The sequence below is a fragment of the Prevotella vespertina genome, assembly GCF_009728485.1.
Taxonomy (GTDB): Bacteria; Bacteroidota; Bacteroidia; order Bacteroidales; family Bacteroidaceae; genus Prevotella; species Prevotella vespertina.
In genome coordinates this window covers 288,062-311,551 of sequence record NZ_VVIQ01000002.1, presented here as the reverse complement: position 1 = coordinate 311,551, position 23,490 = coordinate 288,062, and the positions used below count along the sequence as shown (strand labels likewise).

20 protein-coding genes, 1 tRNA gene and 1 pseudogene are annotated in these 23,490 nt (G+C 41.5%); 12 read left to right on the top strand and 10 right to left on the bottom strand.

Features of this window, described 5'->3' with window-relative positions; all coding sequences use genetic code 11:
- Window positions 1–68: 68 nt before the first annotated feature.
- A complete protein-coding gene (locus F0475_RS02960; protein ID WP_155715298.1) occupies window positions 69–674 on the top strand; it encodes a DUF4738 domain-containing protein in 606 nt (201 codons plus the stop codon).
- A 259-nt stretch (window positions 675–933) separates the two neighbouring features.
- On the opposite strand, the gene F0475_RS02955 is transcribed toward F0475_RS02960, so the two are convergent.
- The 8 genes from F0475_RS02955 to porQ all read right to left on the bottom strand — a co-directional run bounded on the left by F0475_RS02955 (window position 934) and on the right by porQ (window position 13,046).
- Window positions 934–1,518 (bottom strand): hypothetical protein, encoded by a 585-nt coding sequence (locus F0475_RS02955; protein WP_155715297.1) that lies wholly within the window; start codon window positions 1,516–1,518, stop codon window positions 934–936.
- Window positions 1,519–1,529: 11 nt separating this feature from the next.
- Window positions 1,530–4,754: a carbamoyl-phosphate synthase (glutamine-hydrolyzing) large subunit gene (carB, locus tag F0475_RS02950; protein ID WP_155715296.1), complete on the bottom strand. Its 3,225-nt coding sequence runs from the start codon at window positions 4,752–4,754 to the stop codon at window positions 1,530–1,532.
- Window positions 4,754–5,830, bottom strand: a complete 1,077-nt coding sequence (gene carA, locus F0475_RS02945; RefSeq protein WP_155715295.1) for a glutamine-hydrolyzing carbamoyl-phosphate synthase small subunit — start codon at window positions 5,828–5,830, stop codon at window positions 4,754–4,756. Before carA ends, carB begins: the two co-directional genes overlap by 1 nt.
- A gap of 141 nt (window positions 5,831–5,971) precedes the next feature.
- On the bottom strand, window positions 5,972–7,873 hold the full coding sequence (locus tag F0475_RS02940) for an amidophosphoribosyltransferase (RefSeq protein WP_155715294.1): 1,902 nt from the start codon (window positions 7,871–7,873) through the stop codon (window positions 5,972–5,974).
- A gap of 139 nt (window positions 7,874–8,012) precedes the next feature.
- Window positions 8,013–9,860, bottom strand: coding sequence for a glutamine--fructose-6-phosphate transaminase (isomerizing) (gene glmS / locus F0475_RS02935; RefSeq protein WP_155715293.1), 1,848 nt, complete (start codon window positions 9,858–9,860; stop codon window positions 8,013–8,015).
- A 167-nt stretch (window positions 9,861–10,027) separates the two neighbouring features.
- Window positions 10,028–10,801 carry a polysaccharide biosynthesis/export family protein gene (locus F0475_RS02930; RefSeq protein WP_155715292.1) on the bottom strand — a complete coding sequence of 258 codons (774 nt, stop codon included), beginning with the start codon at window positions 10,799–10,801 and terminating at the stop codon, window positions 10,028–10,030.
- Window positions 10,802–10,993: 192 nt separating this feature from the next.
- Window positions 10,994–11,686, bottom strand: a complete 693-nt coding sequence (gene cmk, locus F0475_RS02925; protein ID WP_155715291.1) for a (d)CMP kinase — start codon at window positions 11,684–11,686, stop codon at window positions 10,994–10,996.
- Window positions 11,687–12,101: 415 nt separating this feature from the next.
- Window positions 12,102–13,046 (bottom strand): type IX secretion system protein PorQ, encoded by a 945-nt coding sequence (gene porQ / locus F0475_RS02920; protein WP_155715290.1) that lies wholly within the window; start codon window positions 13,044–13,046, stop codon window positions 12,102–12,104.
- Between the two features lie 154 nt (window positions 13,047–13,200).
- Here porQ and F0475_RS02915 point away from each other — a divergent pair, with 154 nt between their 5' ends.
- The 11 genes from F0475_RS02915 (at window position 13,201) to F0475_RS02865 (ending at window position 22,201) form a co-directional block, all read left to right on the top strand.
- Window positions 13,201–13,998, top strand: a complete 798-nt coding sequence (locus F0475_RS02915; RefSeq protein ID WP_009435071.1) for an energy transducer TonB — start codon at window positions 13,201–13,203, stop codon at window positions 13,996–13,998.
- A gap of 96 nt (window positions 13,999–14,094) precedes the next feature.
- Complete coding sequence (locus F0475_RS02910; RefSeq protein ID WP_009435060.1) at window positions 14,095–15,069, top strand: polyprenyl synthetase family protein; 975 nt, start codon at window positions 14,095–14,097, stop codon at window positions 15,067–15,069.
- Between the two features lie 13 nt (window positions 15,070–15,082).
- A complete protein-coding gene (locus F0475_RS02905) occupies window positions 15,083–15,898 on the top strand; it encodes a TatD family hydrolase (protein ID WP_155715289.1) in 816 nt (271 codons plus the stop codon).
- Window positions 15,899–16,094: 196 nt separating this feature from the next.
- Window positions 16,095–16,182 (top strand) — tRNA-Ser (locus F0475_RS02900).
- A gap of 400 nt (window positions 16,183–16,582) precedes the next feature.
- Window positions 16,583–17,815, top strand: coding sequence for a site-specific integrase (locus F0475_RS02895; protein ID WP_155715288.1), 1,233 nt, complete (start codon window positions 16,583–16,585; stop codon window positions 17,813–17,815).
- Window positions 17,816–17,840: 25 nt separating this feature from the next.
- Entirely contained in the window at window positions 17,841–18,308 is a 468-nt protein-coding gene (locus tag F0475_RS02890; protein WP_155715287.1) for a DUF1896 domain-containing protein, read from the top strand.
- A 137-nt stretch (window positions 18,309–18,445) separates the two neighbouring features.
- Complete coding sequence (locus F0475_RS02885; RefSeq protein ID WP_155715286.1) at window positions 18,446–18,793, top strand: hypothetical protein; 348 nt, start codon at window positions 18,446–18,448, stop codon at window positions 18,791–18,793.
- Between the two features lie 352 nt (window positions 18,794–19,145).
- On the top strand, window positions 19,146–19,577 hold the full coding sequence (locus tag F0475_RS02880; protein ID WP_155715285.1) for a hypothetical protein: 432 nt from the start codon (window positions 19,146–19,148) through the stop codon (window positions 19,575–19,577).
- A 5-nt stretch (window positions 19,578–19,582) separates the two neighbouring features.
- Window positions 19,583–20,002, top strand: a complete 420-nt coding sequence (locus F0475_RS02875) for a PcfK-like family protein (RefSeq protein ID WP_155715284.1) — start codon at window positions 19,583–19,585, stop codon at window positions 20,000–20,002.
- Between the two features lie 4 nt (window positions 20,003–20,006).
- Window positions 20,007–21,281: a PcfJ domain-containing protein gene (locus F0475_RS02870; protein WP_155715283.1), complete on the top strand. Its 1,275-nt coding sequence runs from the start codon at window positions 20,007–20,009 to the stop codon at window positions 21,279–21,281.
- Between the two features lie 458 nt (window positions 21,282–21,739).
- Window positions 21,740–22,201: an HU family DNA-binding protein gene (locus F0475_RS02865; RefSeq protein ID WP_004384181.1), complete on the top strand. Its 462-nt coding sequence runs from the start codon at window positions 21,740–21,742 to the stop codon at window positions 22,199–22,201.
- Between the two features lie 88 nt (window positions 22,202–22,289).
- Here F0475_RS02865 and F0475_RS02860 read toward each other — a convergent pair whose 3' ends face one another.
- Together F0475_RS02860 and F0475_RS02855 are read right to left on the bottom strand one after the other, a co-directional pair.
- Window positions 22,290–22,892 carry a type 1 glutamine amidotransferase family protein gene (locus tag F0475_RS02860; protein ID WP_006045095.1) on the bottom strand — a complete coding sequence of 201 codons (603 nt, stop codon included), beginning with the start codon at window positions 22,890–22,892 and terminating at the stop codon, window positions 22,290–22,292.
- An 88-nt stretch (window positions 22,893–22,980) separates the two neighbouring features.
- Window positions 22,981–23,490 (bottom strand): annotated as a pseudogene (locus F0475_RS02855) (glycoside hydrolase family protein).

Genomic DNA, 23,490 nt, shown 5'->3' with positions numbered 1-23,490 from the left:
TTGAAAGGGAACACTTGCTACATTCAAAGAAATTGTGTACTTTTGTACTATCTAATTACACATTTATTATGGCAAAGAACCTAATTACCATTCTGATTGTAGCCCTCGCCCTCTGTAGTGTGGCTGCATGTAAGAAGGAAAAAAAGTCGAATAACATCATAACTAAGATTGCTCCGCGTCCGAAAGTACCAACTGGTCCAAAGAGCTTGTCCGACTTTAAATATGAAAAGAAGGTCGAGTGGGTAGGGGGAATATATACCATTACAATCCGTCGATATGCTGATAAAGACCTTGAGTTGTCGGAGGATGAAGATGGAAGGAAGTATTATGACAATAAGGTGCAACTGACTATCAAGCGTCCTGATGGTACCACTTTCTATGATAGAACATTCACAAAGAACGACTTTAAAGAGTTCACAAACAATGATTACGGAGAGCATGGTTCGCTTGTCGGATTTATGTTTGACCATGTAGAAGGCGATGTTTTACGCTTTGGTGTGAGCGTTGGTTCTCCTGATCCTAATAGTGATGAATATGTACCAATGAACTTTTCTATTGATAAGTCGTGCCATATTCGTATCACAAATGCCACTGAGTTAGATACAGGTAGCGATCAGGAGAAAGCAGAGAAACCAAAGACTGAAGAAGAGCTGTCCGAAGAGGAAGGGGTGTAAAGGGGCTTCCTTTTAAATCAAACTCAATGATTTAAATCTCAAAAGAATACTTAAAGACAATCAACGAACAATTTGTTTCTAAGCTAACAATATAATTTGTGAAACGAAAGGAACGCCCTCCTTCATTTGAAGAGGGCGTTCCTTCATTATGAGAAGGGCGTCTCTTCGATGTGAAGAAACTCCCTTCTTGAATAGTGTTAGATATTTTTCTAAACTAAGAGGTGGAGTTCTAATCTTGCATCCTGTCCTCTTTTATTAACTACTTCTTGCCCTTTAAAGCCTCAATAGCATCGAAGGAATAAACCAAAGAACCACTGGTAAAGGTGCTTGCCTCAATCTTTAATGAGCGATACTTGCGTAAACAATCAACGAAAGCGACGGGATTTTGAACGAAAGCAGAGTCTGTTTGCTTACTAACACCTGGTTTGTAAGTGAATCGTCCGACCTCATCTCCCTGCGCATAGACCCTTACATAATTAGAACTATCAAAACTATTCCCAGCGAACTGTTCGCCATCTCCAAGAATCATACAGGCTTCCAACCCTAGACGTCCAACCTTTCTCACACGGATAAACATGTGGTTAGAGCTTGTAATCTGCGATTTTTTGTTCGGAGCACTTTGTATTGTTGCTAGCGAAGAATCGTTTAAGTAGACCCATGCTGATACATAAGAACCATTGTCACCCTTGGTGCTGTCGAGGTTAACAGCTACCATGGTATCAACGAGTGTAGTATCATAATGTCCCACACCACGCGATGAGCACGAGGTGCAGGACGTAAGAGTTGTAGCTATTACCAGCGTCAGAAAGGCGACTGGTAACAGCATCATGGATTGTAATCTCATTATGATTGATTCTAATACTCACCCCATGCCTTGATGTCGATGTCGTCAAGCGAGACATTACAGAAGGCATTGATGAACGCACTTGCCAATCGGCTGTTCGTAATCAATGGTATGTTGAGATCGATGGCGGCACGTCTAATCTTATACCCATTGGTTAGCTCGCGTGGAGTCAAGTCCTTTGGCATATTAACAACCATGTCAATTTTCTTCTCATGTAGCAAGTCCAAGGCCTGAGGAGAATGTTCCTTGTCAGATGGCATATACACAAGTGTGTTCTCAATACCATTCTCTGTAAGGTACTTAGACGTTCCTACGGTTGCAAAAAGCTCATAGCCGTGTTGCTTCAAGGTCTTTGCTGCATCCAACATCTCGGCTTTCTGCTTTGCACCTCCAGTAGAGAGAAGGATGGTCTTCTTCGGTATTCTCTGTCCGACAGATAGCATACTCTTCAGTAAAGCAGTGGCAGAATCATCACCGAGACAGCCCACTTCACCTGTTGAACTCATGTCTACACCAAGTACAGGGTCAGCTTTCTGCAATCGATTGAACGAGAATTGAGAAGCCTTAATGCCCACATAATCAAGGTCAAAGAGGTTCTTGTTAGGCTTTTCAACAGGTACTCCGAGCATGATCTTAGTAGCTAGATCGATGAAGTTGAGCTTTAGAACCTTACTAACAAATGGGAATGAGCGACTCGCGCGAAGGTTACATTCGATGACAAGGATGTCATTGTCGCGTGCCATATACTGAATGTTGAATGGTCCATTGATGTGTAGCTTCTTTGCAATCTGGCGGCTAATGCGTTTGATTCGACGCACTGTTTCGACGTAAAGCTTCTGTGGTGGGAACTGAATAGTTGCGTCTCCAGAGTGTACACCAGCAAACTCTATGTGCTCAGAGATGGCATATGCCATGATTTCTCCATCCTTCGCAACAGCGTCCATCTCGATCTCCTTTGCGTTCTCGATAAACTTACTAACTACTACAGGGTGGTCTTCACTAACGTTAGCAGCCAACTGGAGGAATCGAGTTAACTCATCCTTATTAGAACAAACATTCATGGCTGCACCCGAAAGAACGTAAGATGGGCGGACAAGAACAGGGAATCCGACACGGTCAACGAACCTGTCTATATCCTCCATACTCGTTAGTGCGCTCCATTCTGGTTGGTTAATTCCGTTCTCGGTAAGCATAGACGAGAACTTAGCACGGTCTTCTGCGTTATCGATGTCCTTAGCTGCTGTACCTAGAATTGGTACGTTCTCTTCATCGAGATACATGGCTAAGTTGTTCGGAATCTGACCTCCTGTTGATACGATTACACCATGAGGAGTCTCGGCATCAATGATGTCCATGACACGTTCGAAGGTCAATTCGTCAAAGTAAAGACGGTCACACATGTCATAGTCAGTCGATACTGTCTCAGGGTTATAATTGATCATGATAGATCGATACCCTTGTCTTCTAATGGTGTTCAATGCCTGTACACCGCACCAATCAAACTCGACAGAACTACCGATACGATAGGCTCCGGAACCTAGTACAACTACTGACTTTCGATCGTTGGAGAACGTGATGTCAGAACCAACACCAGCGTAGGTTACATATAAGTAATTGGTTTGTGCAGGATATTCGGCAGCTAGTGTGTCTATCTGCTTGACGACAGGAAGGATGCCAAAACCCTTACGCAATCTTCTCACAAGCATCATTGCTTTGTGCATATTAGGGCATTCCTCCTCTAGATTGACAGCACGTGCTATCTGGAAGTCAGTGAATCCGTAGACCTTAGCCTCACGCAATAACTCTTTATCAAGCGTATTGATATTCTTGCGTTTCAGCTCTTCGTCAATGTCAATGATATGCTTTAACTTATTCAAGAACCACTTGTCAATCTTTGTCAAGTCGTGTATTTGATCAACAGTATAGCCCTTGTGCATAGCCTTTGAGATGATGAATACACGCTTGTCTGTTGGTTCGCGCAATGCAGCATCTATGTCTTCAATCTGCAACTCCTTGTTTTCAACAAAGCCGTGCATGCCTTGTCCTATCATTCGTAAGCCCTTCTGAATTGCTTCCTCGAAGTTACGTCCAATCGCCATAACCTCTCCTACGGACTTCATACTTGACCCTAACTCCTTATCGACACCACGGAATTTGCTCAAATCCCAGCGTGGTATCTTGCAGACAACATAGTCGAGTGCAGGCTCAAAGAAGGCTGATGTTGTCTTTGTAACAGAGTTTTTCAATTCAAAGAGACCATAGCCCATACCTAATTTAGCCGCCACGAAAGCCAAAGGATAGCCTGTTGCCTTACTTGCAAGAGCTGACGAACGAGACAAACGAGCATTTACCTCAATCACACGATAATCCTCACTCTGTGGGTCGAAGGCGTATTGTACGTTACACTCACCGATGATACCGATGTGACGAACAATCTTTATTGATAATGCGCGGAGCTTGTGATATTCGCTATTGGTCAATGTCTGTGATGGAGCAATTACGATAGATTCACCCGTGTGGATACCTAGTGGGTCGAAATTCTCCATGTTACAAACTGTGATACAGTTGTCATATTGGTCACGAACAACCTCATATTCGATTTCTTTCCAGCCCTTGAGACTCTTCTCAACGAGTACTTGAGGAGAGAAAGAAAAGGCTTTCTCACATAGAGTGTTTAGCTCTTCTTCATTGTCAGCAAAGCCACTGCCAAGTCCGCCGAGTGCATAGGCTGCACGCACAATGACTGGATAACCAAGCGTCTTAGCCGCTTTACGTGCCTGAACAATATCCTCACAAGCCTCACTCTTGATGGTCTTTACATCGATTTCATCAAGTCTTTCAACAAAGAGTTCACGATCTTCTGTATTCATGATAGCCGCAACGGGGGTACCAAGAACTCGTACATTATATTTCTTTAGTACGCCTGTTCGCTCTAATTCTACACCACAGTTCAATGCAGTTTGTCCACCGAACGACAAGAGAATGCCATCAGGACGCTCCTTCTCAATCACTCTCTCTACGAAATATGGTTGTACTGGAAGGAAATAGATCTGGTCTGCTACACCCTCAGAAGTTTGCACTGTAGCGATATTCGGATTGATGAGAACGGTAGAAACACCTTCTTCTCGTAATGCTTTTAATGCTTGTGAACCAGAGTAATCGAACTCTCCTGCCTCACCTATCTTCAATGCTCCTGATCCGAGAAGCAGTACTTTTTTAATTGAATCGTCTTTCATTATCTTAGTGTTTCTACGAATTTGTCAAACATAAAGTATGTATCAACAGGACCAGAGCAAGCCTCTGGATGGAACTGAGAAGTAAACCATGGATTCTCAACATGACAGATACCTTCATTGCTACCATCATTCATGTTGACGAAAAGTTCTTTCCAGTCTTTACCAAGAGTAGACGCATCTACGGCGTAACCATGGTTCTGGGAAGTGATATAACACTTATTAGTACCAACCATGCGTACTGGTTGATTGTGTCCACGATGACCATATTTCAACTTATAGATAGTTGCTCCCGCTGCCTTTGATAATAGTTGGTTACCCATGCAAATACCGCAGATAGGCTTCTTACTCATGCTCATCTGTTTGCGAATTACATTAACGGCATCGACGCACATATCGGGGTCTCCAGGTCCATTCGCTAGGAAGAGTCCATCATAATCCATCGATGTGTAGTCATAGTTCCAAGGTACTCGGATAACCTCTACTCCTCTATTAATAAGTGAACGAATGATGTTTGCTTTCACACCGCAGTCTACAAGTATAACCTTCTTGCCTGCGCCTTCATTGTATCGAATAATCTCTTTTGTGGAAACGAGATCAACGAAGTTAACACCTTCATAATTAGCTTCTGGGATGTTATCAGGCTCATCGTCAAAGAGAATCTTACCCATCATCACGCCATGTTCACGCAGTACTTTGGTTAACTCACGAGTATCAATGTTGGTGATACCAGGTACATGTTCACGCTTCAACCAATCGCCTAGGCTCTCTACAGCATTCCAATGGGAATACTGTTCTGTGTAGTCTGATACGATGATAGCAGACGCATAAATCTTGTCGCTCTCCATGAATGTTGGGATGCCATTTGCCTCTATAGAGAATGGAGGTACACCATAGTTTCCTACTAAAGGAAAGGTCATGGTCAGAAGTTGACCAGCATAGGAAGGGTCTGTAAGGCTCTCTGGATAACCCATCATGGCCGTGTTGAATACTACCTCACCAGCAACTGGTGCATCGTATCCAAACGACTTGCCATGGAATTTTGTTCCGTCACTCAGGACTAAAGTTACGTTCCTCATTATTACTTAGTATTGTTGAGTTGATTGTTTTTATGTATTTCTTGTTAATGTTCTAACACTGGAAAAAGGACGTATGGTTTGTGCGGTTAATTCAAGAGAAATGTCTTGAGCGCACAAGCCGTACGTCCTTATCTATAGAGATTAGCTCATGTTATGCTTGAGGTGTTCATGTTCATAATAATTGATGAAGTTCTGGTTGACCAGTCTCATACCACCTGGAGTAGGGTAGTCACCCGTAAAATACCAGTCACCAGGATGGTTCGGAATAGCATTATGTAGACCTTCAATGCTTTGGAAAACAAGTTCGACTGGTGTTGTCATGCCCTGCGGTCGAAGTATCTCTACAATCTTTTGATTGATTTCTTCTATGGTGAAAGGCTTATAAATGGCCTTTACTGAATTATTGAGATGTTCTCCTTTAGGTTTGGCAACCTCTTTCTTACAGGCTTCATAAACATCATGTAGAAGATTCTCCATATTCCGTTCACGTATTAACTCAATGGTTGCACGGAAGACACAGAACTCTTCTGGACGTGGCATGTCAATGCCGTAATAGTCGGGAAAGCGTATCTGTGGTGCACTGGAAACAATGACGATCTTCTTTGGATGTAGACGATCTAAGATGTGAAGAATGCTTTCCTTGAGAGTTGTCCCTCGAACAATAGAATCGTCTATGATTACTAAGTTGTCTTTGTAGGGTTCGATACTCTCATATGTTATATCATAGACATGAGAGGCGAGGTCATTGCGTGAATTCCCCTCAGTGATAAATGTTCTTAGCTTGATATCCTTCCATGCTACCTTCTCAGCACGTATTCCTTGCTTTAGAATCTGATGTATATCTTCTTCTGAAGGGTTGCTCCCTAAGGCTGTTATTTGCTCAACTTTTCGTTTGTCAATCCATCCTTTAAAGCCATGAGTTAACCCATAGAACGCTACTTCTGCAGTGTTAGGAATAAATGATAAAACCGTGTGAGTTGTATCATAATTGACTGCTTCTAGGACGCGTTCTGTCAATTGTTGACCTAGTTTCTCACGCTCTTTATAGATGTCTCTATCCGATCCACGAGAGAAGTAAATACGCTCAAACGAACAGGCCGAATAAGTCTTTGGCTCAAGTATCTGCTGTAGGCTTGCTTCTCCCCGTTTGTTAACTATTAAGGCTTGACCCGGTTTCAACTCTTGTATGTCTTCACATTCTAGGTCGAAGGTTGTCTGTAAGACGGGGCGTTCACTAGCAACTACTACGATCTCATCGTTCTTATAATAGAATGCAGGACGTATAGCCCATGGATCTCGAATAGAGAACATCTCGCCTGAACCTGTTTGTCCGCAAATAACGTAACCACCATCGAAATGCTCCATGGTAGTCTTGAGGACATTACTTATTTGTATGTTATCTTCAATATACTCAGTGATGTCTCGTTTCGTAAGTCCAAGTTCCTGTGCCTTCACAAAGTTGCGTTCAACTTCACGATCAAGCCTGTGTCCCATGAGTTCTAATAGAAGGTAAGTATCGCTATAGATGCGTGGGCATTGCCCTTGGTCAGTCAGTTTCTCAAATATATCCTCAATATTTGTCATATTGAAGTTGCCACACATACATAGATTCTTTGCCTTCCAGTTGTTGCGACGTAGGAAGGGATGGACATAAGAAAGACCACTCTTGCCAGTAGTTGAGTACCGGAGGTGGCCCATATAAAGCTCTCCCGCAAAGGGAAGACTAGTTTTTGCAAAAGAAACATCAGACAATTGCTCCTGTGATAAGCCTTTATAATGCTTGTGTACATCAGCAAATATCTCTGTAACAGCATTCTTTCCCTCTGCTCGCTCACGGAACATATACTCGTTACCAGGCTCGGATGAGAGTTTCACAGCAGATAATCCAGCCCCTTCCTGACCACGATTATGCTGCTTCTCCATCATAAGATAGAGTTTATTTAACCCGTACATCCAGGTTCCATACTTCTCCTGATAATACTCTAACGGCTTTAGCAACCTAATCATTGCTACTCCGCAATCTTCATGAATGTTCTTTTCCATTTATAAGATGTATTGTCTGTCTTTTACAATTACCGATGTTTACTAATCTTGTTTGCGTTTTCGTTACCAGCTTATAAGCATTCCCCGTCATTTTGAATACCCTGTTGAGTATCCTAGATGATGGTGATTTCTGAGACTATTACTCTACTGTAACAGACTTAGCCAGATTACGTGGTTGATCAACATCCTTGCCTTTGCAAACTGCAATATGGTATGCCAAAAGCTGTAATGGGATTGTTGCAACCAATGGTTCTAGACATTCCATGCAATCAGGAAGCTCTATTACGGCATCTGCGATATGAGAGATCGTCGTGTCACCTTTAGTTACTAAGGCTATAACCCGACCTTGTCTTGCTTTTATCTCTTGTATGTTGCTACGTACTTTCTCGTACATCCCGTTCTGCGTTGCGATAGCTACTACAGGCATATCAGAATCTATCAAGGCAATAGGACCATGTTTCATCTCTGCTGCGGGATAGCCTTCTGCATGAATGTAAGAAATCTCCTTTAATTTTAATGCACCTTCCAAAGCTACTGGGTAACTAAATCCACGTCCCAAGTAGAGGAAGTTTCGTGCATAAGTGAAGGTGCGTGCCATATCTGCAATTTGGTTATTTACCTTCAACACATCCCTTATCATATTAGGAATTTCTGCCAATTCTTTAACCGTACGCACGTATTCTTCGTGTTTAATAGTACCTTTGGCATTTGCTAAAGCTAGTGCAAACATCGTTAAGACAGTGACCTGTCCAGTGAAAGCCTTTGTAGAAGCAACACCGATTTCAGGGCCTACGTGGATGTAAGTTCCTGTATCAGTTGCACGCGGGATACTAGACCCGATGGCATTACAAATGCCATAGATAAAAGCACCTCTAGACTTTGCTAACTCTACAGCTGCAAGTGTATCGGCTGTTTCTCCACTCTGTGAAATGGCTATGACAACGTCGCTATCACTTACAACCGGGTTACGATAGCGGAACTCACTAGCATATTCAACCTCTACAGGAATCCTACAGAAGGTTTCAATCATCTGTTTACCGATAAGTCCAGCATGCCAACTTGTACCGCAAGCAACGATAATGATGCGCTTAGCATTGAGTAGTTTGCTGCGGTAATCAATCATTGCACTCAAGGTAACATTGTCGTGCTCCACGTTAATTCTACCTCTCATGCAGTTTGTCAAACACTCTGGTTGTTCAAAGATCTCCTTGAGCATGAAGTGGTCGTAGCCTCCCTTCTCAATCTGTCCAAGGTTGATATCAACCGTACGAACCTCTGGAGATAGCTCTTCATTGAGGATATTTACGACCTTCAACTCCTCTCCTAACTTCATTACTGCAATGTTTCCATCATCAAGGTAGACAACTTTATCAGTATATTCGATTATCGGACTAGCATCCGAGCCGAGGAAGAATTCACCATCACCAATGCCTACTACAAGTGGACTCTGCTTTCTTGCAGCAATGATGGTATCAGGGTTACGCTTATCCAAGAGGGCTATGGCGTATGCACCAATTACTTGATGTAAAGCCAACTGTACTGCCTCTAGGAGACTAATGTCCTTCTTTGTCTGTATATAATCAATCAGTTGAACCAACACTTCAGTGTCTGTATCCGACTGAAATTGTATTCCTTTCTCTATCAAATTATGCTTTATTTCTGCATAATTCTCGATAATACCATTATGAATAATTGCCAGATTCTTTGACTGCGAATAGTGTGGATGCGCATTTATAGATGATGGCTCACCATGAGTTGCCCAACGTGTGTGAGCAATACCAATGTTGCCAGTGACGTTCTTATCAGTACAATACTCCTCTAAGTCAGCCACTTTTCCTTTTGTTTTATAGACATCTAAGTTGCCATTATCGTCTATCAGTGCCACGCCTGCGCTGTCATATCCTCTATATTCAAGGCGTTTCAAGCCTTTAATCAGTATGGGGTAAGCCTCACGCTTTGTCCCAATATATCCTACAATACCACACATTTTACCTTAACCCTTTCCTTTTTATAACAAATGAGAACACCCTTACACCCGCTTCCTATCATCTAGCTCTGTTCTAGGCTAGGCAAGATATGGATGTCAAAGAATGTTCTCATTTTTAATATTTGCCTCTTTAATGAGGATATAAGTCCCCATTTAAAGATAGAATCTTACTTTCTTAAAATGTTAACCAATAGTGATGCTACTGATGTAACAATACCTATAAAGGAGAACCAAATGGTAGTGGAACTACCCACACCAGAGGTCTTTGCCTTCACAGAGTTTGGTTGAACGTACAACACGTCATTCTGTTGTAGATAATAATAAGGTGAGTTGATGATGTTAGCATCATTCAAATTCAGACGTACTGCATGCTTTTCTCCTCTTGCATCCTCACGTATCAACAGAATATTATTACGCTTACCATATACACCTAAATCGCCTGCCTGCGCAATAGCTTCTAGAACACTAATCTTCTCAGTCGATACTGGTATCACGCTAGGACGACCTACTTCACCCATGACAGTAATGTGATAACTACTCATGCGAACCGTCACAACAGGGTTCTCGGTGCGTGCAAGGTAAGGTTGAATCTTACTCTTTATCAAGTCCTCACATTCTGTTTTTGTTAAGCCAACAACGTGTATCTTACCGATAATAGGGAAGTTAATGAATCCCGTGTTATCAACTAGATAGCCCTTGAAAGCCGTAGATCCTTTGTCACCACCTTGCAGATTGAAGGGTGCAGCAGCCTCTGGATTAGTTGTATTGACTGTGATGGTTAATTCGTCTTTAGGCATAATTCGTGCATCAAAGAGACCACGTGAAGCGGCAAGACTGGTTGAGTCAATGTTCTCCACATAGGTGAAGCCCTTGCTAGAACCACATCCTGTCATTGCCATAATCATAGCTACTGCTATGAGAGATAAGATGATTTTTTTCATTTAAAAAATAGCGTGAAGTCAACTATTAATAATTCTTTTCTGCAAAAATACGACTATTTTTTGAGAATTACAAGCGAATAGCTTTTTTTCTCTTAGGTGATTCGTAAAATAGAGTTGACCTATAAATATTAATGTTACCTTAGCCTTTCTATTGCTTGATTTGTTCTCTCTTTTGGGGTAGATGAAATCCTTTTACGATTGAGCCACTTTACAATATTGATCGTAAAGCCATTGCTGTTGTTCTGTAATTGTTAAGTTGCTGTTATCTAATTCGATAGCATCATCCGCCTTACGGAGCGGTGACGTCTCACGATGGGTATCGATATAATCGCGTTCTTGTACATTCTTTAGAATCTCATTGAAGTTAGCATCCATGCCTTTACCCTTCAGTTCGTCGTAGCGTCGTTGGGCACGAACTTCTGCTGAAGCTGTGACGAATACTTTTAGTTCTGCATGTGGGAAGACCACAGTCCCGATGTCTCTTCCGTCCATAACGATACCCTTCTCTGCGCCCATTTGCTGTTGTTGCTCCACGAGAGCAGTACGAACGAAGGGGAGGGCAGCGATAATGCTGACATGTGAAGATACTTCCATTGTTCGGATTTCGGTCTCAATATTCTCTCCATTGAGATAGGTGTCAGGTCGTCCTGTTGCTTTATTCAACTGGAAACTAATTTTAATTTTATCCATCTGTGCCTTTAGTTCCTCTTCTTTTATCGAGCCGTCCGCATTGAATAGATGATTACGTAAAGCATAGAACGTAACGGATCGGTACATTGCACCAGTATCTACATAGATGTAACCAATCTTCTTTGCAAGGTCTTTAGCCATTGTACTCTTACCACATGAGGAGTATCCATCAATGGCGATAGTTATCTTTTTCATTCTGAATCCGTGTTTTGTTTTATCTATTTAGTACTGCTTTCTTGCGCAGTGAGTGCAAAGTTAATAAAAAAAGTAATATGTTTATGGTTCGAAATAGATTATTTGTCATTGTGTTCATTTCATATATTGAGTTGAAAGGAATGTCTACTTCCATTTGAGAAGGGCGTTTCTTTAATGTAAAGAGAGGCTCTTCTTATTCCAAAGAAAGGCTCTCTTTAAATAGAGAAGAGTGCCTGTTTAAGTCTATGCGAAAGGATATTCAATTTGAAAAGATTTGTTCGATAGCTGCTCCTAGGCGTTTATAATGTTAGTTGGAGGATGTTTGATAAATTCTAGAAATCGTTTCCAATCACTCAAATCATGTGAAATTACAAAGATAAATGAGGTTATCTGTATCTAATTAAACAATTATTACTTAAAATGAATAGGCAAGATTGACTAAGACGGAGCTGCTAGCTGCATGATACTTACCATAGGCTAAGTTTAGTTTGAAGCGTTCGAGATTAATGCCACCACCCACACTAAAGCCTGCTCCATGTGCACTGGAATCCTCGTTGGTACCGATGGTCATCTCGTCAGCTCGGCGGAAGTTGTAACCACCACCGACCCATATATTGTCTGACAAGAGGATGTCTGCGCCAAGATTCAAGTGATTGATAAAGCGGTAATCATAATGAGTTAAGTCAACGAGAGTTGCAGATAGTCGTACAGGTAAGGCTGCAAAGGTTTTACTCACACCAACTTGTACATCCATAGGCATCTTCCCGTAGTTTTCTTCGTAAGCCTTAATCTGACCGCCCAAGTTCTTTGCTACCACCGAAACAGACCATTGGTAATCAGGTTCAAACCAGTTGAGACCGAGGTCAACACCTACTGCCATGGAGCTGTAATTACCTATATATGAGTTGATAAACTTCGCTGTTATACCTCCCACGAGATTATGTGCTAATTCGTAAGAAAATATCCCCTCTATTGCAATCTCACTAGCATTAAAGGTTCCTATCTGTGTGTTGTTCTGGTCATACTCCTTCATCTTTCCATAGTTCATGTACTGGACTCCTCCTGCAATTGTCCCTTTCTCACCCAAAGCCTTTGTGTAAGAAGCACCCATGTAATTGGCACCACTCATGTAATTCATATAACTCAAACCTATCGTCTTATCGCTTACCGATGATGCAAGAGCAGGGTTAGAGAACATCAAAGCAGGGTCATCTTCAATAATTGTAATATTATCTCCACCTAAAGCAGCAGCATGTGCACTAACAGGAAGACGTAAGAAATTGTATTCAGTTTGGCTCTCTTGAGCCCATAACATACAAGTGAAAAGGGTTGAGATGAGCGTTAAAACAAACTTTTTCATTTAATCTAAATTAATTTATCGGGCAAAGTTACAGCTTTTTCCGAATATCTTATTACTTTTGTCTTTGGAACTGCTTAAATAGTAGAAGGTAGGCTTCTCGGGGATAGAGCAGTATTTCATATAACGGCAATAGCTATAGTTTTAGTATCTAACAGTGGAGATTAAGAAGTCAAAAAAAGCAGATTTAGAGAATAAGCGATGGGTTGGTTTCCTTTTGGGAATCATCATTGCCCTCTCTATCTTCTTTGTTGCTATGGAATACAATGCCAATCCTTCAAGCGATGATGATACTAACGTGAAAGCCTTTAAGAATGTGACTCTTCACGATATGGATATGTTGCCTGCCATTGACCAGCAAGACTTAGCAAAGACAAAGGACGATAAGAAACCTACAATTGAGGATCTTTTGAATCTTAAACGTAGGGATGTCCCTAATAAGGTGACACCTCACGACGCAGGTAGCATGAACTCAAATGACAAGAAAACTGCCGCCCCGCAAGTGAGTGATGTTCCTATCGTTATGCCAATGGTCACCACCTTGCCAGATCCACCCAAGGTGCAGGAAGATGCCAAAAAAGTGACGGAGAAGATGACAGATGATCCATCACAAGTGGAGGTGGAACGTTATGATGATAAGGTTAGTAAGCGTATTCTCTCGGATACTCCAACACCTCCTGGTGGCTGGGTTGAGTTTATGAAATGGCTTACAAAGACTTTACAATATCCTGCAGATGCGAAGAGTCAAGAACTGCAAGGTACTGTAAACATTACTTTCATCATCAATGTTGATGGTTCTGTGAATGATGTTACGATTAAGAGTGGGCGTTATCCTGTGCTAAATGCAGAGGTTTTGAGAGTCTTGAAGACCATGGGGAAATGGAAACCAGGCATACAGAAGGGTAGAAAATGCCAGTCTTTAGTGGAGATTCCTGTTGTCTTTAAACTTTCATGATAAACATGTCTTTCATCTAGAAAGCGTCAATATCCATTGAAGTTTACCTATAAAGTGAATTAATATTTGTAATCAACCAACTTAAAACAATCCTATATGTTTACTGCTGATGAAATCCTATTTAAAGTAAATGATTATATAAATAACATCTCATATAATCGTAAACCTTGGAGCTTATATGAGCCTATTAAATATGTATTGTCACTGGGTGGGAAACGAATCCGACCGATATTAATGCTTCTTTCTTACAATCTCTTTAAGGATGATCCAGAGTCGATTCTCTCACCAGCATGCGCCCTTGAGACGTATCACAATTATACCTTATTACATGATGATTTGATGGATGATGCTCCACTTAGGCGTGGACAGCAAACTGTACATGTGCGTTGGGATGCGAATACTGCCGTTCTTTCGGGCGATTCCATGCTTGTTCTAGCCTTTGAGCGGATGGCTAAGTGTAATGATAAACACCTGCGTGAAGTGTTGAAACTATTTACTACTACTGCTTTAGAAATAGGCGAAGGTCAGCAGTATGATATGGAGTTTGAGACACGAAATGACGTCAAGGAAGAGGAGTATATAGAGATGATTCGCCTGAAGACAAGTGTTCTTCTGGCATGTGCAATGAAGATTGGTGCTATCTTAGCAGACGCCCCACAAGAGGATGCAGAGAACCTTTATAAGTTTGGAGAACAGGTTGGTTTGGCCTTTCAATTACAAGATGATTACCTTGATGTGTATGGTGATCCAAAGGTATTCGGTAAGAAGATTGGGGGGGATATAACGTCTAACAAGAAGACATACATGCTAATTAATGCCTTCAACAAAGCTAATGTTCGCCAACGTAAAGAATTGGAGAAATGGATTACATGTGAGCATTTCGTGCGGGATGAAAAGGTTGAAGCTGTGACCAAACTCTATAATAAGATAGGTGTTGACAAGATGGCTATTGATCGAATTAATTACTATTTTGAAGAAGCAAATAAGTATCTTGCTGCTGTGAATGTGAGTGATGCTCGTAAGCAAGAATTGGTCACTTATGCACAAAGAATGTTGCATCGTAAACGATAACTAGTTGATTATAATGATAATAGATACACATGCTCATTTAGATGTTGAAGATTTCTCTGAGGATTTACCAGAGGTTATTTTGCGAGCACGGCAGGCTGGAGTGGGGAAGATATTCCTACCAGCAATAGACTTAAAGTCTGTAGATACGACTTTAGCTGTATGTCGACAATATCCTGATGTGTGCTATCCAATGATTGGATTACAGCCAGAAGAGGTACGTCAAGATTGGCAGATAGTACTTGAAAAGATGTATGCTCGATTGAAAGAATCTATTAAGAAGCAGGCTGATGGTACAGCTTTACCTGGCGAAACATTCATTGCCATAGGGGAGGTTGGGCTTGATTTCTATTGGTCACGTGAGTATGAACAAGAGCAACTTGCTGCTTTTGAGGAAGCTGTCAAATGGAGTGTTGAGACGCAACTACCCTTGATGATACATTGTAGGAAAGCACAGAATGAGATGTTGCATATCATGCGATTGTATGAAAAAGAATTACCAGGTGGTGTCTTTCATTGCTTTACTGGTAATCAAAAAGAGGCTGAAGCCTTCCTTCGTTTTGAGCATTTTGCATTGGGTATAGGGGGCGTTTCAACCTTTAAGAGTAGTCATTTGAGGGAAGATTTGCCTGCTGCTGTTCCTTTGGATCGTATTGTTTTAGAGACCGATAGCCCTTACATGGCACCAGTACCATATCGTGGTAAACGGAACGAAAGTTCATTTATTATAGAGGTAATGCATACATTAGCAATGAGTTATGGCGTTGATGAAGAAGAAATAGCACGTCAGACGAATGCCAATGTAGAGCGTATCTTTGGTATTAGGGTGTAAGATTCTATTATCGAACATAATACTTGAAACTCAGGAATCTGTTTTTGGAGATGGTGATAAGATTCCAATATAATGGATATTGCCATCTTAAAGAATATTAAATAGTAACTCCTTTATGTGAATTTATCAAACGAAAGGAGTAATTTTGTACACATATATTTCATATGTGGATGCTTTTCTATATGTGAGGAGAATAGGAAAGATGCTCGAGTGGTTGAAGAGGCACGCCTGGAAAGCGTGTATACCTCTAAAGGGTATCGGGGGTTCGAATCCCTCTCTCTCCGCTTTAGGTACTCTGAACAGACCAACAGAGAAATCCTAACAAAAACGTAAGTATCATAGCTACAAGTAGTTATGATACTTTTCTTTTATATACATTCTTCTTCTCAGAGTACGTACAGAGGGGGTAAATACTCCCTAAATACTCTACAATGGCTACAATCTGGCTACACTTTTTGAGGCAAAATAAAAATTGTAGCCAAGAGTTCGTACAGAGTACGCATAGAGTACACGCAAATTGCTGCTATTCAAATAAATATGTCGAACTTTGCAGCGTGGTTACAGAAGTTTATCCTGCTAATAATTCAATTTTTTGGCTACAATTCTATTAGAAGCTGGCTACAATTATTGGATTTTGGCTACAACTTTCCTTGCCATGGCTACAATTAAACAACAGCAGCGCAAATGAAAACCATTTTCAGAGCAGTCTTCTATTTAAGAAGCAACTATGTGAACAAGGAGGGTAAAACACCCGTGATGTTGAGAATCTATCTCAACAACGAACGACTTTCCATTGGCTCAACAGGCATTGCCGTTCAGCAGTCGCAATGGGATAGTGAAAAAGAACGACTGAAGGGAAGGACTACAGAGGTCCTTTCTACCAATCTCGAGTTGGATAACATCCAAAGCGGATTGCAGACTATCTTCAAAAAGTTGGAAATGACAGATGCCATTTCTTTGGAACGTATCAAGTCGGAGTATCTCGGCAAGAAAGAAGAGGTAGAAACGATGATGACACTCTTCGATAAACATAACAAAGATATTGCTAAGCAAGTGGGTATATCTGTAAGTGCAGCCACCTGGCAGAAATATAATGTCTGCAAACGCCATTTCACAACCTTCTTGCAGGACAAGTACAAGCGTTCAGATATACGCTTATCAGAACTTACCTATATTATCATACACGACTTCGATATTTATCTTCGCACAGTGGTTGGGCAAAATCCGAATACAGCCACTAAGACTATGAAGACTTTTAAGACTATTACGATTTTAGGAAGAAAGATGGGCGTAATACATCACGATCCATTCCTCAATCACCGATTTCACCTTGAACCTGTCAATCGTGGTTTCTTGACAGATGAAGAAATTTTGAAGATAGCCAATAAGGATCTGGGCATCCAGCGTTTGGAACTTGTTCGCGACTTATTCGTATTCTCATGCTTCACAGGCTTGGCTTACATTGATGTGGCCAACCTTACTCCCGATAACATTGTTACCCTCGACGACAAACAATGGATAATGACGAAGCGTCAGAAAACAAGCGTAGCAACTAATGTTCTCTTGTTGGATATTCCGAAGACTATCATTGAAAAGTATAGTGTCAAGACCTATCGTGATGGTAAACTCTTCCCAATGCTAACTAATCAGCGAACTAATTCATATCTGAAGGAAATTGCAGATATTTGTGGCATTAAAAAGGACCTAACCTTTCACATGGCTCGCCACACATTTGCAACAATGTCATTGAGTAAAGGTGTTTCAATGGAATCAGTTTCTAAGATGCTGGGACATACCAACATTAAAACCACACAAATCTATGCCCGTATTACCAATAAGAAAATAGAACACGATATGGAACAGTTGGCTGGCAAGTTAGACAAGTTCAAAGTTGCTATGGGCATCAACTCAAAATAATGTACAATCCTAAACCAAGAAGATTATGACAACAACAAAGAAAGAGCTTTCCTACTTCCGTTTGAAGTTAGAGAACTACCTCAGTGAGCATTTCCCAGAAATGATGAGTGACAACCCATTCATAACGGCAAGAGCAGATGAATCCCTTACTACCTATTGTGATGCAGTGGCACAGGGCTTCTCGCATCCCGAAGCTGAGACAATGGCAAGTGAAGTCTTATACCAGGGTTTGCACTTTTCCAAGTATGACACGCTTGTATCTGTCTTAGAGAATGAGTTCGAGAAAGAACTCCCTTCTCCTCTTCCTGAAAGACTAACACCAATGCTTCTGAAGAATAAGGCTGTACAAAGCGTTTTCGATAAGTATGAACTGACGGACGATTTTGGTACAAGTCCAGATTATGAGAAACTCTACACCGAACTGACAGGGACAATCGTTCTGATCATCGAGGTTAATGGTCTGCCAACTGTCGATAGTGAGAACATGACTTGATGTAATACCATCGGAAGCTTTTGTAGTGTCAAGAGCCAAGATAACTATTCTTCCCCACACACCAATAGTTTTACAAACACTTGGCTTTGTGTGGAAGAGTATCTTGTAACTGCTCTTGAACTATTAAAAGCTCCGATATGAATACAATCATCATGAATCAAGACGTTCACACACCTGCCTTCATCAAGGCAGACGCATCGAACAAAACCGATAATATCAAGCAGCAGCCGACTTCTCCCAAGCAAGTTCGCTGCTTCGGTTGGACACGCTTCATCGAACTCGCTATCCTGCTTTCCGTCGTTATCGGTGCCATTTGGCTTATCTCGAAGATAGTAACGCCGCAAGTCGTAACTGCCGTTTCTGTCATTGCAGGTTTTCTGATACTACGCTTTATAGTCAGGGTAATTCTAAAAGTGACAATTACGCTGCTGAGCATTCTCTTCTGGCTGGCAATTCTCTGTGCCATCCTGCTATGCGTGCTTTGAGAAGCACAGCTCTGTAAAACCTTTCATGTTATTTCATCAGGTGGTTATCTCGCATATTGAGATAGCCACCTTTTCTATTTCCCACTACGAGCGTTGCACTTTCGCTTCTTTTCCAATGCTCCACGATATGCGATGACAAGGAGACGGATGCTGTTCCCTTTTTATCCGCAAAGGTAGTACGGGGCTTGTGGCTTTCAAAAGGTCTGTGCCGCTTGGTTTGTCTGGAAAATCTCCACACCTACGGGTTGTATTTTCCGCCAAAACCTTGTGCAAGCCCGCCCCGCTACCTCTTTTTTGCTACAAAAAGGAATCAGCATACTCCGATCTTTGGACGCATAAAAAAAATGTCGCTATGGATAAGCAAAAAGTAAATACAACATCTTCGATGAACAGAAAAGGATATAGCTCCTCCTCTCATTACCGCATTAACCCTGTGGCTGAAAAAAGTGAGCAAGTGTTGGCAATTAAGTTTGTACAATGGGACGTTCCCCCTTTGGAGAGCCTTTGTAATAGCAAAGTATATCTCCTGCGTGCAAAACTCAATCGTGGCGAGTGTATGAGCCGTGAAGAAAAGAATTGGCTATGTGAAGCGGTAAACTCAAACACCTATTTCCGCACAGCCGTTCCCCTACAAGGCTATCGCTTTGACTTCTTTGATGTACTGAAGAAATACCTTGTCAATCAGTACGGACAATGGACAGAGTATTACGCACCCGACAGAACAAGCCTAAGAGCCTACCTATATGGACGCATCAATCAGATAGTAGAAATCCCAAAATACTAAGCAATATGAAAGGAACAGAACATTTCACACGGACAATAGCCGAGTATCTTAATCAGCGTGCTATGACAGACCCATTATTTGCCCCTAACTTATTGAAGCCAAACAAGAATATCGAGGAGTGCATCACCTACATTCTTAATGAAGTACAGAAAAGCGGTTGCAACGGCTTTGATGATGATGAAATCTTCTCTATGGCTATTCACTACTACGATGAGGACGATATAGAAGTAGGTAAGTCTGTTTCCTGCCAAGTTGCCGTCAATCACATTGTAGAACTCACAGAGGAAGAAAAAGCCGAAGCAAGGCAGGAAGCTATTAAGCAATATCAGCGTGAGGAACTTGCCAAGTTACAGAGCCGTAACGCACGAGTTAAAAAGACCGAGAGCATAGCAACCCAAGTACAACCATCACTATTTGATTTTTAAGCCTATGAAACCGAGAAACAAATTTGAGAAGGCAGTTTTGGAACAAAGTAAGTATCTTCGTCCAATAACCAAGACACAAGACAAGTGGGCATTCCGTGAGTGTATAGACCACTTCGCCTACCGCTTGCCAAAAGGTCGCACCACTTGTATGGATTGTGGGCATAGTTGGGTAATGGACAAACAAAGAGAAACTTGCACTTGCCCTCATTGCAGGGCAAAGTTGCAGGTCAAGGAAACATACGAGCGCAAGTTGCAGCAGAAGCAGTATTTCACCATACTTACTACTTGTGGAGAGTTTCAAGTATTACGTATGTTCCTACTTATTGTGGGTATGGAGAAAGGTTACAAAGCACAGACTTCTATAATTGAGATTGGGCAGTATTGGTGGAATATGCAGGGACGAAAAACTGTGGTTGGCATACAGAGGGTATTGGGACACTATGTTGATACCTTTTCCTATTATAGTCCTATGGCGATACGCAACGATAATGAAGCCTATCAGTATATTGCCTACTCACCCATATATCCGAAGTTCAAGGTTACAGACATACTTCGCAGAAATGGTTTTAAGGATAATTTCTATGGCATCGTGCCTACCCATCTTATTCCTGCATTGCTTACAGACAGCCGTGTGGAAACATTGCTAAAGGCAGGTCGTACAGACCATTTGCTTTATTTTCTTGGCAACAGGAGGACTTTTGAGGAACTATGGCAGTCCTACAAGATTGCAGTCCGTAATGGCTATGAGATAGTAGACATTTCTCTTTGGAGTGATTATATAGATACACTTAGAAGATTAGGAAAGGATATTCATAATCCAAAATATTTATGCCCAACAGACCTTAAAGGCGAACACGACCGCAGACACGAGGAACTTCTCAGAGTGCGTGAAAGGGAGGAGATAGAACAGAAGCAAAAAAAAGCAATGGAAGATGAAAAGCGTTTCAAGGAACTCAAATCCAAGTTTTTTGGTATCGCTTTCACGGACGGCACAATCCAAGTCCACGTATTAGAGAGCGTGCAGGAGCATTTAGATGAAGGTGTATCAATGCACCATTGCGTATTTTCAAATGCATATTACCTCAAGGAGGACTCCCTTATCCTTTCGGCTACCATTGAAGGCAAGCGAATAGAAACCATTGAAGTATCATTACGAACATTGGAAGTGGTGCAAAGTCGTGGGGTATGCAACAAGAATACGGAATATCACGAGCAAATTGTAAACCTTGTCAATGCCAATCGAGGTCTTATAAGCCGAAGAATGAAAGCAACAGCATAAAGTATGAACCATTAAATTATCAGAGATATGAAGACAGAGATTGAGGACATCATCTACAACTATGCGGATGAATTGAAAATTGGCGGACAAGGTGAAAGCCAAATACTGCATATTCTCATTAGGGTTATTAATTAACCATATCCAAATCTACAGAAGAGGTTTGTCAGTTTCTTCAAAAAGGGTCTACCTTTTCGGCGAAAAAGGTAGACCTTTTTAAAAGAAAAGGTAGACCCTTTTGGCGGAAAAGGTAGACGGTTTTCTGATAATAGGTAGATGTTTTTACTCATTTAGGTGAACCCCTTTGCGAAAAAGGGTTGATAAGTGTCAAAAAAAGTATGTGCTTTTCTTGGAGATAGTCAAATGTTTTCTTACCTTTGTGATATAAATCTACTAACAAGTTGAGGAGGATAAAGCCCCAGCCTCCAAAGGCTTAACAATCGGGGGCAACACTAATGACTATGGCGAACAGACCCATTGCTTATACGCTAAAGGAGCGTAAAGGAACAGTTGGAAATTTGAAAGGGAAAATCGTTGTGCAGGCTCATCCTACAGGACGAAAGAGAGTTGATCATCGTAGTTTCTGTGATGAAGTGGCACACGCTACAACGTTCACAGGTGCAGAAGTCGAGGCTGTTCTCAGACTTGCAGCTGAGATAGCAAAGAAGCACGTTGAGAACGGAGACATTGTAGACTTCGGAGACATCGGGACACTTACACCTTCTTTCCAGAGTAAATTGGTTGAGAAGGGAAAAACGGAGTTCAACCCAAAGGTTCATATTACGAAACCTGTGGTACATCTCACCCCTTCAAAGAAGTATTTTACACTTACTGGCGTGAGCTACGAACGTGTTTCAGCACCTGACAAGAAGTCTGGTGAGGAACATCCCAATCCAGGACCTCAGCCAGAACCGCATCCATAAAATAAGATGTATGTGTGATTGCTAACTATAAAATTGATGCGTGGAGACGATGTACTCCACGTATCAATTTTATTTAGTAGTATGACTACTATTTTACAAATCCATTCTTATAAAAGTCATACCAAGCTGCAATCTTTTCCGAGGTATTGGCTTTCAGAAGTAAGAGCATTTCACGAGTGAACTCCAAGTGACCAGTAATATTTGCTGTAACGATGTTTTTATCACTTACAGCCTGTGCGTTCACATATCCTGTTTCGTTCGTGTATCTTTCACCACCCCATTGTTTAAGTTGGTCGAGACCATTACCCGTATGTTTTACGTTGTTCAAGAAGCCATGAGCACACAGAAACGATGCTCCGTTGCATATCGCTCCTACTATTTTACCCTTATCCAATGCTTCTTGTACCAATGGCGCAACAAGTTCTGCTTCAGGTGAATCCCATCGATTGCCACCGATAAGGACTAAGGCTGCATAGTCTTTGGGCATATTCTCAAAAGAATAATCAGGTAACGTTTTGAATCCACCAATGGAACAGACTGCATCTAATGTCGGAGCAACTGTATGCACTCTGTACTTGATTTCACTACCTGGTATTACGCCAACATGAAGGGCTGTAGAGAGAAAAGCACCTTCCCAATCTGTGTACTCATTCAATAAGACGAAGAGTACCTTTTTTGTTTCTTTATTCATTGCTTATCCTATTTAATCGTAATACAAAGTTACAATTTTTCAGCAAAATAGAAACAACATCATAGGAATAATTCTTGGTTTAATATAGTCAGATGATAAAGAACAACGCAAACTCAACCTTTCGGCGTTTGACTAACCCATTCAAAACTTTACCCTTATATCGGCAAAACGAAACATACTCCCAATAGAAGTTTCTATCTCCAGCCTCTATCTTTCACAGTAGCTTACTCTTTGGGTGCTTACCATATCCAAGCAATCGCCCCACACCCACATTATAGGCAAGTAGGCTGAGTAGCAGGGCATCCTTACCATACCTCTTGAAGTGTTCAAAACATTTCCAAAGGTCGGCACGGAGCAGGGAGTCTGCCTGCTGTTCCGTCATATCCGCCGTGAAGTGCTCTCCTGGTTGCAGCTGATGACCATACCCTACATAAGGAAAATCCTTCGGCTTATTATGAAGTCCCTCAAAGTATTTAACAACAACTACTGCACGCTCAAAAGGAGGCAAGTCTGCCAGCCGCACCCTGCGCTGTGCAAGGATCGGCTGACAGAACAGGCAGAATACACAAAGTAAAATGAAAGAATTTATCGTTCGCAT